This is a genomic window from Paenibacillus contaminans (assembly GCF_003285015.1).
GTDB classification, from domain to species: Bacteria; Bacillota; Bacilli; order Paenibacillales; family NBRC-103111; genus Paenibacillus_V; species Paenibacillus_V contaminans.
Genome location: NZ_QMFB01000013.1, coordinates 186,486 through 203,860 on the forward strand (window position 1 = coordinate 186,486; position 17,375 = coordinate 203,860).

General features: G+C 50.8%; 15 protein-coding genes. All 15 read right to left on the reverse strand.

The window, feature by feature from the left end; translation table 11 throughout:
• Nucleotides 1-54 precede the first annotated feature (54 nt).
• Entirely contained in the window at nucleotides 55-840 is a 786-nt protein-coding gene (locus DQG23_RS22065; protein ID WP_158560636.1) for an SDR family NAD(P)-dependent oxidoreductase, read from the reverse strand.
• Nucleotides 841-857: 17 nt separating this feature from the next.
• Nucleotides 858-2,303: a hypothetical protein gene (locus DQG23_RS22070; protein WP_113033048.1), complete on the reverse strand. Its 1,446-nt coding sequence runs from the start codon at nucleotides 2,301-2,303 to the stop codon at nucleotides 858-860.
• Nucleotides 2,300-3,727: a dihydrolipoyl dehydrogenase gene (gene lpdA / locus DQG23_RS22075; protein WP_238177974.1), complete on the reverse strand. Its 1,428-nt coding sequence runs from the start codon at nucleotides 3,725-3,727 to the stop codon at nucleotides 2,300-2,302. The genes DQG23_RS22070 and lpdA overlap by 4 nt, the downstream gene beginning before the upstream one ends.
• A gap of 13 nt (nucleotides 3,728-3,740) precedes the next feature.
• Nucleotides 3,741-4,145, reverse strand: a complete 405-nt coding sequence (locus tag DQG23_RS22080; RefSeq protein ID WP_113033050.1) for a RidA family protein — start codon at nucleotides 4,143-4,145, stop codon at nucleotides 3,741-3,743.
• A gap of 49 nt (nucleotides 4,146-4,194) precedes the next feature.
• Nucleotides 4,195-5,436 (reverse strand): dihydrolipoamide acetyltransferase family protein, encoded by a 1,242-nt coding sequence (locus DQG23_RS22085; RefSeq protein ID WP_113033051.1) that lies wholly within the window; start codon nucleotides 5,434-5,436, stop codon nucleotides 4,195-4,197.
• 47 nt (nucleotides 5,437-5,483) lie between these two features.
• Entirely contained in the window at nucleotides 5,484-6,455 is a 972-nt protein-coding gene (locus tag DQG23_RS22090; protein ID WP_113033052.1) for an alpha-ketoacid dehydrogenase subunit beta, read from the reverse strand.
• A 22-nt stretch (nucleotides 6,456-6,477) separates the two neighbouring features.
• Nucleotides 6,478-7,425 (reverse strand): thiamine pyrophosphate-dependent dehydrogenase E1 component subunit alpha, encoded by a 948-nt coding sequence (locus DQG23_RS22095; protein WP_202865942.1) that lies wholly within the window; start codon nucleotides 7,423-7,425, stop codon nucleotides 6,478-6,480.
• A complete protein-coding gene (locus tag DQG23_RS22100; protein ID WP_158560637.1) occupies nucleotides 7,422-8,561 on the reverse strand; it encodes a mandelate racemase/muconate lactonizing enzyme family protein in 1,140 nt (379 codons plus the stop codon). The genes DQG23_RS22095 and DQG23_RS22100 overlap by 4 nt, the downstream gene beginning before the upstream one ends.
• Nucleotides 8,536-9,345 carry an IclR family transcriptional regulator gene (locus tag DQG23_RS22105; RefSeq protein WP_158560638.1) on the reverse strand — a complete coding sequence of 270 codons (810 nt, stop codon included), beginning with the start codon at nucleotides 9,343-9,345 and terminating at the stop codon, nucleotides 8,536-8,538. Before DQG23_RS22105 ends, DQG23_RS22100 begins: the two co-directional genes overlap by 26 nt.
• 210 nt (nucleotides 9,346-9,555) lie before the next feature.
• On the reverse strand, nucleotides 9,556-10,608 hold the full coding sequence (locus tag DQG23_RS22110) for a response regulator transcription factor (RefSeq protein WP_113033055.1): 1,053 nt from the start codon (nucleotides 10,606-10,608) through the stop codon (nucleotides 9,556-9,558).
• Nucleotides 10,609-10,611: 3 nt separating this feature from the next.
• The gene (locus tag DQG23_RS22115) at nucleotides 10,612-12,402 is read right to left on the reverse strand and encodes a sensor histidine kinase (protein WP_158560639.1); all 1,791 of its coding nucleotides are present in this window, start codon (nucleotides 12,400-12,402) and stop codon (nucleotides 10,612-10,614) included.
• An 82-nt stretch (nucleotides 12,403-12,484) separates the two neighbouring features.
• Nucleotides 12,485-13,861 carry a neutral/alkaline non-lysosomal ceramidase N-terminal domain-containing protein gene (locus DQG23_RS22120; protein WP_158560640.1) on the reverse strand — a complete coding sequence of 459 codons (1,377 nt, stop codon included), beginning with the start codon at nucleotides 13,859-13,861 and terminating at the stop codon, nucleotides 12,485-12,487.
• 39 nt (nucleotides 13,862-13,900) lie between these two features.
• Entirely contained in the window at nucleotides 13,901-14,776 is an 876-nt protein-coding gene (locus DQG23_RS22125; protein ID WP_113033058.1) for a carbohydrate ABC transporter permease, read from the reverse strand.
• A gap of 16 nt (nucleotides 14,777-14,792) precedes the next feature.
• Nucleotides 14,793-15,698: an ABC transporter permease gene (locus DQG23_RS22130; RefSeq protein WP_113033059.1), complete on the reverse strand. Its 906-nt coding sequence runs from the start codon at nucleotides 15,696-15,698 to the stop codon at nucleotides 14,793-14,795.
• Between the two features lie 93 nt (nucleotides 15,699-15,791).
• Nucleotides 15,792-17,372 (reverse strand): extracellular solute-binding protein, encoded by a 1,581-nt coding sequence (locus tag DQG23_RS22135; protein ID WP_113033060.1) that lies wholly within the window; start codon nucleotides 17,370-17,372, stop codon nucleotides 15,792-15,794.
• Nucleotides 17,373-17,375 lie beyond the last annotated feature (3 nt).

A 17,375-nucleotide genomic window follows, 5' to 3' on the forward strand; every position in this document is an offset into this window, starting at 1 on the left:
TTATCTATTATATATCAAACGTAAAGTCTAAAATTGCATTTCTTCATGACAAAATTAAGAGACATCCGTTCCTCCATTGATGCCCATAGCTTCTCCGGTAATGTAACTTGCCTCGTCGGATGCTAGAAATGCAATTAAACTGGCCACCTCGTCAGGGATTGCAAATCTGCCTAAAGGAATGAGCTGGTCCCACCGCTTCTGTACGTCTTCCTGCGGCATATTCCATATTCTGGACCGTTCCTCGCGAACTTTTTGCATCATCTGGGTATCCACCAAGCCCGGACAAACGGCATTTACGCGAATCTTGTACGGTGCCAATACTACCGCCGCAGAGCCGGTCATACTGATAATCGCCGCCTTCGAAGCTGCGTAATGCGCTGCCAACGGTCTGGGACTGCGTCCTGCCGCTGAGGATAGATTGACGATACTGCCGCCCGTCCCCTGCTCGATCATGACTTTGCTTACAAGCTGAGTCAAAAGGAATGTTGCCGTTACATTAATTTGAAACATAAGGTTCCACTGCTCCACCGATATTTCCAAAAACGGACGGGTATCCATAATCCCGCCGGCATTGACCAGGACGTCGATTGTCCCGTATTGTCCGGCCGATTTCTTGACCAGCTCTTCGAGCTGTTCGGTCTTCGATAAATCGGCTTGAATAGCCGCGGCTTCGGCTCCCAGTTGTCTCAGCTCTTGCAAGACTTGTTCCAGCCCAGCCTCATTAAAATCGGTAAGCACAAGCTTCATACCGGATTGCATCAACTTGCGAGCTACGGATGTCCCAATCCCGCCGGCCGCCCCCGTAACCAAAGCTACTTTGCCCTTGCGATTGCTGTTCATAGGGTACCTCCCTGATTTCATTCATTAAATAATTCATTCAACAAATTAACACCCGTTTCGATCAATATCGATTCGCATTGAGGGTCAAAGGCTGACGGCTGGGCGTATCCGCGATGCGAGACGCTCGGCTCGTATCCGCCGAAAGCATATTCGGCGGCAGTGGGGAAATATCCGAGAACGCCGTTTGAATACCCGCAGTAAAAAGTCACCTTCGCTTTCGATATTTCCTTTACGGCTAAACCGATCTCGTTGAATATTTCTCCCGGCGCGGCGCAAATCCCGAAATTACCGATTCGGATCGCCTGCAAAGGCGCTTCCGCGGCTGTTTGGATTGAACCCTCCTCTATAGTTCTTATCGTCTCTTTCGCCCATGCGATGTGGTATCGAATCGTATTGGGCGAGGTACGAGGATCGGGGTGTGCCGTCAATTCGGCCAATTCCCGCTCGCGCCGCTCGATTTCGGCTGAGAGTTCCTGACGGGTCGGCAGCTTTTCATATGGAAAACGAACCCACTGTTCAGCGGCAGATATGACCGGCTGCGCCTGGGCACAGTCACTCTTCATTGCCTTTCTGCGATAGAGTGAAATCGGCGTCGTCGATGCGAAATCATGCTTTTCTATGACCGTTGCGGGTTCGACCGGGTTAAGCACGGACTCGATCGCTTTCAAAGCCAATTTCGTTCCGAACTCCACTTCCAACCCTTTCGTCCGGCAAAACCCTTCCAATGGCAAAATGTTGCCCGCAGCTCCTTGCAGAAAAATACACTCCCCGCCCAATATTTGCTTGACCGTCTTTCTGAGCGGGCCGACAAAATCCGAGGAATACTCCGTAACGTCCTTTCCTATTACGACAGGGTGACAGGCAAAATTAACCGCGGTCGCAATGACAGATTGGTCTTGTCTCTTAAAACACACCGTCTGTACGCTGCGATCGCAAACGCCGTCCGGATTCCAGCCAAGTATCGTTCCTCCGTCCTGCGTGCGTTCCCGTCTGTTGACAGACAATCCTTCTACTGCTGATACGCCCAATCCCATTTCGGCATCTTCAAGCCTAAAGACAGCCAGCTCCACCGCTGAGGCGGCCATCTCGGCCACATAGTCCGCAAACAAGCGCTCCTTGAGCGTGTACTCGGGGTATTGCCCGCCCAACTTGACCGCAGCCGGGAAGCCCGGCAATCCGTGGCTGTGGTTGAAATTGACCAATACCGCGTGCTTCGGGCACGAGCCGGCCTTGGCAAAGCTCGCTCTGATCTCCTCGGCTCTGTCCAAAGGACAGACGGCCATATCGATCGAAACGATGATGACGCGTTGTCCGCCGCTCTCCACGGCGATAGCGCCGACTTCCATCGGTTCGCCATATCCTGTGCCGGCCTTCATCCGATTCACGAAGCCCAGCATATCGATCCCCAGCGGCGGGGTAATCGGCAAAACCGCAGCTCCGGCCCGCAAATTACGTTGTGTCATGTTCTCCTGCTCCCTCGCGATGATAATTGATGAATCGGATATCCAAGCGCCGCTTCGGCTGCTTCCATTGTCATTTCGCCGAGTGTCGGATGAGCATGAATCGTAATCGCAACGTCCTGCAGCGTCGCGCCCATTTCAACCGCCAACCCCATTTCTGCAATCAAACCGGAAGCTTCCGCCCCCGCGATCTGAGCGCCCAGTATAATGCCCGTTGCGCGATCGGCCACCAATTTGACAAAGCCTTCATTTGCTTGCAAAGAAAGCGCGCGCCCATTGGCAGCGTAGGGAAACTTGCCGACGGCGATATCGATTCCCTGTGCCGCCGCTTCCGCCTCGGACAAACCGACGCTGGCAAGCTCAGGGTCTGAGAACACAACCATAGGGATCGCCCTATAGTCCACCTCGCTGCTCATCCCGGCAATCGCTTCCGCCGCAACTTTGCCTTCATAGGAAGCTTTATGAGCCAAAGCGGGGCCTGCCACAATATCGCCGACGGCGAAAATATTCGGCAAGGACGTTCTGCATTGGCGGTCGATGTGCACCAGCCCGCCTTCCATTTGCCTTAACCCAAGACGATCCAGCCCTGAATCTGTATTCGGGCGGCGGCCCACTGCAACAAGAACGTAATCGGCCGTAATCTGTCTTTCCTCGCCATTGACCAGAAAAGTTACGGTAACGTCCTTACTCGTTTGCTTGGCGCTTATCGCTATCGCCTGATGATGCACCGTCACGCCTTTCTTATTCAACCGCTTCGCAACGGCTTGCGCCATTTCTTGTTCAAATCCGGGCAATATGCGCTCCGAGCCTTCAAGTATCGTCACTTTCGCGCCGAATTTGGAGAACGTCTGACCAAGCTCGATTCCGATGTAGCCGCCGCCGATGACGATCAAACTTCCCGGAATCTCCTGAAGCTCGAGCGCATCGGCGGAGGACAAGATTCTCCCTCCGAATGGGAGAGACTTTAACTCGATCGGGTGAGAACCGGTAGCGAGGATGCAATATTCAAACCGGATATGCAGTTGTTCCAGTCCATTATTCAAAATCGCCTCATGATCATTGATCAACGTGATTTCGCCATGAATGGCTTGAATTTGATTGCCGCTTAAAAGGCCGGCGATACCGCCCGCCATTTTTTTAACAATGCCGTTTTTCCAGCTCTGAACTTTCGCGAAATCCACTTTTACTTGTTCTGCGGTAATCCCCATCGCTTGCGATGCGGATACCGCTTCGTAGCTATGGGCAGCGGAGATGAGCGCTTTGGAAGGGATGCACCCGCTATTCAAACAAATACCGCCCCATTCGGACTTATCTGCAATCATCACGCTTTTTCCAAGTTGAGCGGCACGGATGGCGGCTACATAACCGCCGGGTCCGGCTCCGACCACCAGCACATCGATGGTAAACAGCCTATTTTCCCCAGCCAATAAAAGCGCCTCCTTAACGAACGGCAGGCTGGGAATCGCAATAGGCCTGCGCCTCGATCTCGACTAGCAGGCGCGGGTCCATAAGCGCCGAAACTTCCACCATGGAGGCAACGGGCATAATTTCGCCGAAAGCTTCTTTGTGCGCTTTGGCAATTTGTTCCCACAGCTTAATATCCGTGACGTAAATTCTCGTGCGGGTGACATCTTGCATGCTTGCGCCGACTTCCTCCAAAGCTTCTTCGATAATTTGCAGAATGCGTTTCGTTTGCCGGTACGCGTCCCCTGCTCCTACGACTTCCCCGTCTTTCATCGCCGTCGTACCGGATACCTCCACCATATTTCCGACCCGCAACGCCCGGCAATAACCGAAAATCGTTTCCCACGGTGCTCCTGACATTGCTTTTTTACGCTCCAGCATCTTTGTTTTGTCTCCTTTCAGACTTAAGCTTCAAGGGTTTAAGGCTTGCTCAAATCAAGTACCAATCATCCGATTCCAGCTGCCGGACCAAATCGTTCATAAACTCGGCAGCCGGCGCTCCATCGATTAAACGGTGGTCGAAGCTGCCTGTCATATTCATCATCGGGCGAATCTCCATTTTACCCGCGATGGAAACGACTACGTCCTTAACGGCACCGACCGCGAGAATACAGCCTTCCGGCGGATTGACAATCGCCTGAAATTGTTCGACGCCGTATGCGCCGAGATTGGATATCGTGACGGTTCCTCCCTGCATGTGAGACGGCATGGAAGTCCGGTTGCGAATTGAATCGATACGCCCTACCCGCGCCATAGCAATTTCCGAGACCGAAAGCCGCTCCGTTTCATGAATGACCGGCACCATCAAGCCTCCGTCCAAGGAAACGGCAAGACCGACATTCACATGTTCATGCTCGACGATGTGGCAACCTTCCTCGCCCGGATGCCCGATAAAGGAAGCGTTAAGCGCCGGATATTTCACGAGCGTTTCCGCCACCGCCCGAATCATGAAATCGGTGAGCGACAGTTTGATTTTCTTGCGAAGCAAGCTGTTTTGGATCGTTGATTTGATCTTCATCATATTTGAAACATCGACGCGCCGGGTAATGGCAAACTGCGGAACCGTTTGGACGCTATCCAGCATGCGGCGGGCAATCGTTCTGCGCATCGAGGATAACGTGAGCTTCCGCCCTTGCGGAACCGCCGAAGCCGCCGATGATGCGATGCAAGCAACCGAGGATGCAGCAGTAGAAGAAGGCGTAAAACATCCCTTCCGCTGCTCCTGAACCGCACATGGCAGCCGGCCTTTCGCATTCTCGATATCCCGGTGTAAGATGCGTCCGTTCGGGCCGCTTCCTTTCACAAGGGAATAGTCGATCTCGAGCTCGCGGGCCCTTCTCCGCGCCGAAGGGGAAATGGCAAGGAATGTTCTGCGCTGTTGCGGCTCCGCAAGCGGCTTGCCGTTTTCGGCGGAAACGGCGTCCTTCTCGTTCCCTTCTTCCTTTAGCAGCGCGATTGGTTCACCTACGGCAACGGTAGCCCCCGCTTCGACAAGAAAGCTTTCAATGACGCCGTCATACGGCATTTGCAGCTCGATTACCGCTTTATCCGTTTCGATTTCTGCGATGACTTCATCTTTGGCGATCGGCTGCTGCAGCGGAACGGTCCAATTTACGATTGTGCCTTCTTCCATCGACAAGCTTAATTTAGGTAAACGAACACTTTTCGACATCAAGATTGCCTCCAATTTCACAATGGTCTGTCACCCGCGGAACCCGATCACACCAGCCTCCGTACGGCTTCCACAATATCTGAAACTTGGGGGATCGTTTGTTTTTCAAGCGTCCGGTTGTATGGCAGAGGAACATCCTTAGTCGCCACGCGCACAATCGGGGCATCCAAATAATCGAAAGCGTTTTCCTGAACCAATGAACAAATCTCAGCGCCCCAACCGAAAGAGTAGGTGGATTCATGAACGATAACCGCGCGCATCGTTTGGCGAACCGATTCGAGAATCGTCTCGAGATCAAGCGGGTTAAGCGTGCGCAAATCGATCACCGCGGCCGAAATTCCTTCCAGCTGCAGTTGCTCTGCCGCTTCCAAACAAAAATCGACCATTCGGGAAATGCCGATCAGCGTCACATCGCCGCCCTGCCGTTTCACTTCGGCTTTTCCTAGCGGAACGGTATATTCCCCTTCGGGAACCTCGCCTTTTTTGTTGTAGAGCATCTTGTTCTCGATAAAAATAACCGGGCTGCCGTCCCTTATGGCTGATTTAAGCAAACCCTTCGCGTCATAAGGCGTCGACGGCACCGCTACCTTCAACCCCGGAATATGGGCAAACAGCGTTTCCAGGCTTTGCGAGTGCTGCGCGCCGTTGCCGCGTCCTGCGCCTCCTTGGGTACGAATGACCATCGGCACACTTGTCTGTCCGCCCGACATATACTTCAGCTTGGCTGCCTGGTTCACGATCTGGTCCATCGCTACAGCCGTAAAATCGACCCACATAATCTCGATAACCGGGATTAATCCGGTAATGGCAGCCCCGATCCCCATTCCAATGAATCCAGCCTCGGAAATCGGCGTGTCTCTGACCCGTTCCCCGCCAAATTGCTCGTAAAGCCCCTTCGTTACTTTAAAAATGCCGCCGTATTCTCCAATATCCTCGCCCATCAAAAATACTCTCTCGTCCCTGGCCATTTCCTCTTGCAGAGCTTCATTCAGCGCTTCGCTCATCGTCAGTACTTTCATCCTGTCTCTCCTTCCGGCTCCGTCAAAAAACATCGAGCAAAATTTGTTCTTTATCCGGTTCATTGCTTAACCGCGCCGATTGTTCGGCCTGTTTTAATCGGGCAATCGCCTGCTCCTCGATTTCGGCAAGCAAGGCTTCGGTCGCAAGTCCTTGCTCAAGCAGCTTTTGCTTCAAGCGGACAATCGGGTCCATCTTTCGCCAATTCGCCACTTCCTCCTTCGTCCGATACATTTCGGAATCACCGTACATATGTCCCTGCAGTCTGTACGTTTTCGCTTCGATCAATGTGGGACCTCCGCCCCGGCGCGCGCGTTCCACCGCAGTGGAAGCAACCTCATAAACAGCTTCCGCATCGTTGCCGTCCACAATGACTCCGGGGAGGCGAAATGCATCCGCGCGCTCAACCAAATCTTTGTTTTTAACCGATCGATGAAAGGGAGTCATTTCCGAATACAAATTATTTTCGCAAACGAAAACGACAGGAAGATCCCAAAGCGACGCCATGTTTAACGTTTCCGAAGCGACGCCCTGATTCATGGCTCCGTCTCCGAAGAAGGCTACAGCCACCCGATCCGTCTTGTGCATTTTGGCTGATAAAGCCGCGCCTGCCGCAATAGGAATGCCGGCTCCGACGATGCCGTTGGCGCCGAGAATGCCCGTCGTCATATCCGTGATGTGCATCGGGCCGCCCTTCCCCTTGCAATAACCGTCCTCTCTTCCCAGCAATTCGGCAAAAAGCTTGTATGGATCGGCCCCTTTGGCCAAATGCTGGCCCCTTCCGCGATACGTAGTGGTTATGTAATCATCGATGCGAAGAGCCGAGCACACGCCCGCCGCTACCGCTTCCTGTCCGATATAGGAATGGTAAGACCCTCCGATCAATCCTTCCTTATAGAGCTCGATGGCCATCTCTTCGAAATTTCGGATTGTGACCATGCCCCGGTAAAAGCCCAACAATGCTTCGCTCATGTTCCTATCCTTCTTTCATGTGTGGTATGAGCCTGAATAAACTCCATATCCGGTTGAAGCCCGAGTCCCGGCAACCCCAAAGAGAAAGCTTCGCCGTTCTTCATCTCGTAGCTGCAGCCGGCAATCAAACCGAAGCTGCTGTTGCGGCCGGCCGTCGAAACGACCTCAATCATCCTGCTTCCCGGCAGCGCCATAGCCAGGTGAAAATGAATGGCGGAGAAATAATGGGGAAAGAGAGGCAAATTCCACGCATTGGCCAAGGCTGCAATCTTCCTCCACTCCGTAATGCCTCCGCACAGCGTCGCATCCGCCCGCACGATATCCATGCAGCCTTCCCTCATATAGTCAAGAAAGGTCCATTTGCCCGCAATAAACTCCCCTACGGCGACCGGAACCGGGGACGCATTCCTAAGCCATGCCAAGTCCGCTCTCTGCTCCGGAGGCAAAGGCTCTTCAATGAAGGACAGTCCGGCTGTTTCCCCGTTAGCCCGCTCCATCCACCTCAGAATCGCTTTCGGATCGTTCCAGGCGCCGTTCGCATCGACGCCCAATTCGACTTGGCCCGGCAAGCTGTTTCGCACTGCAATAAACCGGGCCAAATCCTCTTCCATCGACGCTCCGCCTACCACCAATTTCAAATGCCGGAAGCCTTGCTCCGCATATTGTCCGAACTCCTCGCAAAGCTCGTCGATTCCTTTGTCTGCTCGGTAGTATCCTCCCGCCATCAAGACCGGAACCGAAGTATTAAAGCCGCCTAACAACCGGTGCAGCGGGATGCCGTTTTGCTTCGCCTTCAAATCCCATATGGCAATGTCCACAAGACTGATGGCTCTCATATAGGCACCCTGTCTGCCATTCAAGCGGACGCCCTGGTACATGGATTCCCATAATCGTTCAACCTGTTCAAAAGGCTGCTGCAAAATAATCGGAGCGAGATGCTGCGCGATGATTGTCGTTAAATCCGCTCCTCTCGTAAAAGCGAGCGCGTGTCCGGTTAATCCTCCGCTGGCCGTCAATTCGACGAGACAGTACTCTCTTTCGCTAATTGCAGCGCCCCCCAGCCATACCGGATTATCCAAAGGGACCACTATATTGCGAACCGTCAAATGTTCAATCTTCGCATTGCCCGCCATCATCCGTCTCCTCTCCATCAGCATATCCCAGAAACTTTGACGCGCGCCGGGCAGTCTCGCAAACTTGTCTAATCAGTTCGGAACGTTTGGACTGATACCGATCGGAAGGCATCGATACGCTGAAAGAAGCGATAACCGTCTTACCTGCGTTAAAAATCGGGCAGGCCACGCAGCTGATCCCGCTCACAAACGCATCTTCATCCAGGCTGTAGCCTCTACCCTTAATGTCCTGCAATTCCTTGACCAAGCGATCGATAGAAGGTGCAGGAGATCCATCCGGCATTTCCATCGGATTATCCCTGAAGTAAAGTCTCGTTTTCTCCTCCGGCCAATACGCCATGATCGCCTTTGTCGTCGCCCTTGCATGCGCATAACCTTTGAAGCCGACATAAAGCGCGCTGATTTTAATTGCCTGAGAGCTTTCCAAAATTTCACCGATAATGATTTCCTGGTTCTGTTCAATGCCCAAATAGCAGGTTTCCTGGGTTTCCACCTGAAGCTCCCGCAAAAAAGAAGACAGATTGTAAGAGGAAACGCCGGATTGCAAATACGCATGATTCAAATACGGAATTTTGTATCCTAGCGTATACTTGTCGTTGCTCGTTTTTTGGATATAGCCCGCTAATAAAAAGGTATTCAACAGGTGGTACGTGCTGCTTAGATTAAGCTTTAAATCGCTGCTAATCTCCTTGATTTGCAAGCCTGTCGGATTTTTAGCGAGCAAATCAAGCACCCTTAGGGACTTCGTCACCGAATTTATTGTCGTTTTGTTTTTGGAATCGCTCATCGTCATCACATCCTGAGTTCAAGATAAACGATCCCATTGTATAATTCAATGAAATTGATTTCATATTATGAAATGGGCTAAGGTGCTATGTTTTACTATCTCAAAGGACCATACAAAGTGAGGCGGTCACGAAAGATGCGCAAAAACGCCGCCAAAACCACTGTATTTGTGGAGATGGAAGCGTCTTTTTTCAAAAATATTAGTACACTCCTACTTCAACCCGAGCTGCTTGCGGTAATCGGATGGCGAATACCCGACGATACGCTTGAATACGCGAACGAAGTACGCGTATTCCGTATAGCCGACTGCCCCTACCACCTCGTATACTTTAGCGTCCGGGTTCTCGAGTAATTCCCGGGCTTTGTCAATGCGCAGCTCCGTGACGTATTCCATGAACGTTCGGCCCATTTCTTCCTTGAACAAGCGACTGAGATACGGTTGTGACAACCCGGTTAATTCGGCGGCATCGATTAGTGAGAAATGCGGATGCGCATATTCGCTATGGATGTAGTGCAGCGCCTTTGTCACGACGTGGCTTTTGCGCCAGTTGCGCTGGGTGAGCAGCTCGTTTAAGACGCCCATAAGATGCTGCCGGATCAGTTCGGCGTCCTGCGCGGCGTCACCGGTGAAATCGAGCGGATGGAACACGTGCTCCGGCAATTGCGCTCCATAATTTACCCGAATCCGTTCATTGATGAAATAGATTAGCAGATGGAAAAACTCGTAAACGTTCTCTTGCCCGTCCCCATTTTTAAGCCATTCGGACGATAATACCGACCATTCCGTTTCAAACTTCGGTTTGTCTACGAGCCATAACGATTCGGCAAGCCGATTTGCATTGACGCGCCAGGCTTCCATCCAGACGAACTGCTGGTGCAGCTTCCCCTTCTTATGAGCAATCTTGTTCGCGATCTGCTGCATCGTCCGGTGAAGATCCTCCGTCTGAACCGGCTTCTGCAAATAGTCGTGGACGCCTTGACGCAGACCTTCCCTCACATACTCGAAGTCGTTGTAGCCCGAAAACAGCACGATTTCAAGCATGGGCAGCACACGCTTCGCCGCCTCCGATAACTGCAGGCCGTTCATGAACGGCATATGGATATCCGTCATCAGTACATGAGGCGGCCGGCTCTGCAGCATTTGCAACGCCTCAACGCCGTTCTTCGCCTCTCCCGCTACCTGATAACCGTCAACTTCCTCGATCATCTTGCACATGTTCCGTCTGATCCAACGCTCGTCCTCCACTACAAGTACTTGCAGCATCCCTTATCCCGCCTCATTGTCGGAAGGAACGAGCACCCGGAATACGGTTCCTTCGACGTCCGATTTTTCAATCCACAAGCCGTACGGTTCTCCATAAACAAGACGCAATCGCTTGTGAACGTTATATAACCCAATACTTCCCGATGCAGGTCGCCGATCGGACTCAAGAATATTATAATCGGTCAAATAATGGAACAAATGGTTGAACTGTTCCCTCTCCTCCGGCGGCATACCGCGTCCCTTGTCGATCACGCGGATTTCGTATCCGGCATCGGTCGAAATACCGAATATACCGATATAGTCCGGGCTCAATTGGTAATCCTGATATCCGTGGATAAGCGCATTTTCTACAAGCGGCTGGAGCATCAGCTTGATACAAGGAATCTCTCTCAGCCGCGGCTCTTCCGCGACCTCGATTTCCGTATGAAGGTCCTCGTACCGTTCCTGCTGAATTTCAAAGTAAGTGCGTATATACTGGATCTCACTCCACAAAGAAACCACCTGCGCATCGCTGTCCATACTGTAGCGGAAAATATCGGCCAAATTCGTTACCATGCGGCTAATCGGCTGAACGCCGGCCAAATTCGCGTAAGAATGAATCGTACCAAGCGTATTATACAGAAAATGGGGGTTAATCTGCGACTGCAGTGCAGTCAGCATCGATTCCTTTTGCCGCACCTGCATTTCCTTGGCTTTCAATTGGGACGTATGCTCCACATGAATCAGCCTGCGATATTCATCCATCATCGTATTGAAGCTGCGATACAGCATGCCGATTTCATCCTTGGATTTCTCCGGCGCACGCACGTTCAGATTGCCCGCCTCGGCGCGCTTCATCAGTAATTGCACAAAGGAAAGCGATTTTATCAAGTAAAAAGTGAAGCTGCCTAGCAGCAACAACGCGACCGCCGCGATACAGCCGAAAATGATAAAGGCCATCGTCCGCAGTTGCTCGAGCTCCGCCGTCAAATATTTCATCGGCATCTCGAACACAATCGTCCAGTTCGTCAGTTCGGATGTCCGGTAACTGATCATACTTCGATTCGCGCCGCTCCCTATCGTCATAAAGCCGCTTCTTCCCGCTAATCCGCTCAGATTGGAACTTTCCGCGGCCTTACCGATAAGCTCCTGATTCGGATGATAAATATATTCGCCTCTATTGTTCAACAAATAAGCTTGACCAAAGCCGTCAAGCTTAAGGCTGCTCATCAATTCCGTGAATTTATTCAGCTTCAGATCGACGATCAGAACGCCCTTGTTCATAGGCTGGTTAGGATCGTAAATCACCTTGTAGGCGGTAATGAGCGGAAGTCCTTCTACCCGATTGACGCCTTCAATCGTAAATTCCGTACCGGGACGATCGAGATCGAGGAGCTTCAAATAACTGCGGTTCCGTTCATCCAGAATAAAATCCCTGCTGCTTAAGTAAAGCTTCTCGTTCATAATCAACGTAAATTTATAAATATCGTTGCGGCTGGAATACAAATTTTTGTACAGCTCGCTGCGGACTTTTTTCTCAAGCTCGAATTGTCCGTAATAATCGTCCGACTTCAGATGAAGGAAGCTCTGGATCGCAGGATGGAGCAGAAACGGAATCGCCAGCCTGTCCAGCTCGGTCAAGTAGGCGTTCATCGAGTTATTCGTCTGCTCCAGCAGAAGCCGGCTATAGTTGGCGGCATTTTGTTCGATCGTCCTTTCGGTCCGGTTATACCATAAGTAACCCAGCAGCAAGAAAGGAAGGAAGAGGCTGATTATGATGACAAGAATCAGTTTCCGTTTAAGCGACCATCTCATGCTATGCATCTCCAATCTTTACCGGTACTATCATATTTAGAAAATTATAGCACGCGAGAAAACAGATGCATATTATGAAGCGCTAGTCTTTGTTGACTCTTAGCGCGGCGACAGGCCGGTCAGACAGTCTTCCAAACGCCGACGCGATTTGCCCGATGATGATATCTTCGATTTCCGGAACAAAAGGCCCTCTATGTCCGTAATAGTAAAAGTTATCCACCTCATAGCCGCCTTCATAAATCATTTCGCGGGTAGGAATATAACAATAGATCCCGTTCGTATAGCCAAGCACCATGGTTTGGTCAGGGCCGAACAGCTTCTTGATCATTCGCGAATACCCTGTCGATACTTCTCCCTCTATCGCAACGATCCGGGTAGATTCATCCAATTGCCATATTGCGATATACAATGGCACCTGATCTTTAATCGACCCGTCTTCAAATTTTTTCAATAATTTTTTCACCCGTATTTTATTAAATTCAGAAGATTCGGGGTCATCAAGTATTTGGTGATAATGTTCCACAGGAGTCCGCTCCGTATAAAGATTGGGCTCCAAGAGCATGGTGCGAAAACTGCAGCTTACCGATTTGAACGCGCCGTTCTGCATGAAATCGTTGATTTCAATCGCCAGTCCGGCGCCCGCCTCCTCCATTTCCTCGATGCTGCATTCTTTAAACGTAACGCCGTCTGCGCTTTTCCTCGGTTTGATCTCGGCGCCGCAGCCCTGCAGAAACATGGCGACAGCTTCCGGATAGGATTGCTCTAAATGACGGGATGCTGCGCCGGAATAGTCGCCGGATATGAAGTAATTGCTTGATCCCATCGACGTCGGATGGCAGCCGTAGGCATACAGAATGCCTTTCACGTCACGTTTGGCATTCATTAATTTCAGAACAAATAAATCTTGATCGATTTCCGCGTCATAGCTGGGACGCCATTCGATTCCTTGGTTTGTTCGATAACGCCGGCTGACGCCAAAATGCGAAGCTGTACGGCCGATCAGGAGTTCCCCTTCTTCAAGATGGTCTAAACAATGCTGTACAAGATGAATCAGCTTCTCCTTCACGAAATCAAAGTAGAGCTCATCATACGTATAGTCAAGCTCTTCTTCATGATCTGTCCACTGATCCTGCCCCATGCTGTACCCGCCGTTGCGTAAACGAGCATCTCTGCCCGTGAGGTAAACAGACGCATGCGTATGTGAAAAATTGATCATTACCTCATCATGCTCAAGCCCAAACTTAGCTTTCAGTTCGTCCTTTACTCCTTGAATAAAACTCCGGTCAGCGCCTAATGCATCGATCGTAACGATCAACAGGGATTTATTCGATTGCAACAGCGCCGCTTTTACATAAATCGGATCATGTACACCCTCGCTTTTGCGAGTCCGATCTCCGAATCCGCTCAAAAAGACCGGCTCAGCCGGTGTAATGCTGTCTTTGCCGATACAAAATTTCAAGAAGAACCCTCCTGTATAAGGGATATTTCCCTATTCCTATTATTCTTTAACAGCCCCTAACATGGCGCCTTTGACAAAATAACGCTGGATAAAAGGATACACGACCACGATGGGCGCCGTTGCGAACAAGATGATGCCCGCTTTCAGCATAGCAGGCGTCAATTGCCGCATCGACTCATTGATGGAAGAAGTCAGCGTATTTTGCGCCATATCGTTCACGACCATATTTCGTAAAATAATTTGCATCGGGTATAAATTCGGTTTGCTGATATAGATCAAGGCTTCGAAATAACTGTTCCACTGATAGACGGCATGAAAAAGGGCGATCGTCGCCAAAACCGCTTTGGATAAAGGCAGTACGATCCGAAAGTAAATGCCCAACTCGGAGGAACCGTCGATTTTCGCGGCTTCAAACAATTCGCTTGAAATCCCCTCGAAAAATGCTCTAAAAATTAAAATATAGAAGGCGCTGAGCGCATTCGGGACCATGACGGCCCACAGCGTATTTTTCAGCCCCAATGATGTGACAAGCAAGTAACTCGGTATGAGCGGCACGGTGAAAATGAAGGTGAGGATGATCGCCAACAAAACGAAAGATCTGCCCTTCATCTGCCGGCGCGATAGCGCGAATGCAAGCGTAGAGCCAAGAATCAGCGTAATCAGCGTGCCTGTCAACGTGATGACGACGCTTACCCCCATCGAACGCCACAAGGACGGAAGTCTGAATATCGTTTCGTACACGTCCAAGCTAAACCCTTTGGGCCAGAAATACACGCGTTTGGCGTTCACATAAAGCGGAGAACTGAACGAAATCGCCAATAAATTAATGAGCGGAGCAAGCATGGACAGACTGACCAGAAGAAAGAAGAGATTGTTGATCGTCTGGAAAATACGCTCCGATTTGCTTGTTACCAAGTCGTCTCCTCCCCCTCTAATAAATTCCGTTGCCGGTCATTCGCTTGCTCAGTTGATTCAAGCTTACGACCAATACAAGTCCGATCACCGATTTAAACAATCCGACTGCCGTCGTAAAACTGAATTGACCTCCCATTAAGCCTACCCGGTATACGTAAGTGTCGATGACTTCCCCAACCGGGCGCACGAGCGGGTTCAGCATGACGAGCAGTTGCTCGATATTCGCATCCAGCAAATTGCCGATACGCAGCAGAAAAAGCGTAATGATCGCAGGGGTGATCGAAGGAAGCGTAATCGACCACATTTGTCTCCAGCGCGAAGCGCCGTCAACGACGGCCGATTCGTAGAGATGCGGATTCACGCCGCTCATGGCGGCCAAGTAGATGATCATCCCCCAGCCGACTTCCTTCCACATGCCGGAACCGACGATGATGCTGCGGAAGTAGCTCTTATTCATCATATAATCGATCTGCGATAAGCCAAGCATGCCGGCGAGACGGTTTACGATGCCGTCGATGGTCAGCAGGTTAATGAAAATGCCCCCGACAATGACCCAAGACAGGAAATGGGGCAGGTACAAGAAAGTCTGAATCGTTCGCTTAAACAGGCTAAGGCGGATTTCATTCAGCAATAACGCAAGAATAAGCGGCGCGGGAAACCCGAACGCAATCTGATAAAAGCTTAGCAGAACCGTATTCTTTAAAATATTTACGAATTCCTCATGGCGAAACATAAAGACAAAGTGCTTCCATCCGACAAACGGACTCGCCGCAACGCCCTGGAATATGTTGTAGTCTTGGAACGCAATCACATTCCCCAGCATAGGCACGTACTTGAAAACAAGAAAATAAACAATGCCGGGAATGGCGATGAGCCACAGCATCGCCGTATCGCCGTTCATTCGTCTTGCAATAGTTTTCATTCCCATACACCACCATTCCGCAGCTTGAACATCCCGGGACGCTCTACTGAACATCCCGGATGTCAAGCTCATGTCTAAGATGAATTTCCCCCGCTAATTGCCGTAAAATTGCTTATGCCACTCAGTAGCTTGCTTAATCGCTTCGTCTCCGCCGCGGCTTCTCCACTCTTTCACGAATTTATCGAACTCGCTGTCGATGTCGACGTCGCTCGTTAGCACTTTCGCGAACATATCCGCCAGCAGCGTATCGCCGTTGCCGAAGTTGGGCATCAGCTCCGGTCTTTTCTTGAACGCTTCCAGAACAGGCATATACATCGCTTCATTTTTGATTTTGTATTTCTCGGAAATGTCAAATCCGCGCATAAGCGGTTCCGCGAACGGACTCATCTTCACTTGCTCGTTATTGTTAATGCTGTGTCCGGTAAAATTCATATTGATTTGATAAAGCGTTCTTTCCGGGTTCTGCGGATCTTTGACGTTATTGGGCGATTCAGGATCCCACTTGATTTTTCCGTCCACAACCTCATAGTTATAGCCTTCGATCCCGTAAGAGATAAACTTCTGTACCTCCGGATTGCCCCAGTTGGCATCAAGGAATTTGATGATCCGTTCCGGGTCCTTTACGCTCTTCGGGATGATCCAAGCGTAGTACAAGCCCGGATTTGCCAATCCTAATCCTTGTCCCTTAGGTCCTACAGGCGGCTCGACGATCGTCGGCTTGGCGTCTGGTTGGCCGACGAACATAGACGGAGCCCAGAAGGTGCCAAGATTATCGACAAAATGCAGCCAGCTGCCTGCTTTGCCATTCACGATACCGGCTTGCCAATCGGCAAATTTGTTCGTGAACGCATTTGGCGGGATATAACCGTTCTTATACAGCTTTCTCCAGAACGTCATCGCATCTTTCATATTCGGCGTAATTACGGACGGTACGAACTCGTCGCCCTGCTTCACCCAATAATCCATCATCACTCCGAATTCATAGAAAAATGCCGTGCTGCTGCTGAAGTTTTCCCGCACCATGAAACCGTACGCATTGTACTCCTTCTTAACTCCTTCAAAGTAGGCAAGCCAGTCGTCCAACGTTTTCGGCATGCTCATGTTCAGCTTCTTCAGCCAATCCTCCCGAATGTACAAGGCCGTAGTATGCGGATGAGGTACGACTGCAGGGATGGCGTAAATTTTGCCGTTCTTGCTTACATCCGGAGACTTCCAGGCAGCTTCGGGAATTTTGGCCTTCAGATTGGGGCCGTATTTGTCGATCAGTTCGTTCAGCTCCCAGATCGCTCCTTGTTCTACCGCGCCCGAGTGGGCTGGAGAATCGATTCTTGTCGTATACACCAGATCGGCAAGCTCTTTGGAGGCGAAGCGAAGCGATAACTGCGTTTCATAATCGGTGCCGGACATAAACTCGATTTTGAGATCCGTTCCGGTCAACTCCTCCAATTTTTTCACATAAATATTGTCATCCCAATTCGATACGTTCGGGGTAAACCCGTACGCATTGGCCGCCAGTACGCTGATTTTCGGCCGCTCGGCCGATTTCATTTCCTGATTGGATATGTCGCTGTTTTCACCGGTTCCGCCGCTATTTTTGCTTTCGCTGCAAGCCGACAGCGCCAGCACCATCAGAATCGCCATTCCTAGTGCCTTATGTTTCCGCTTGAATACCATTGA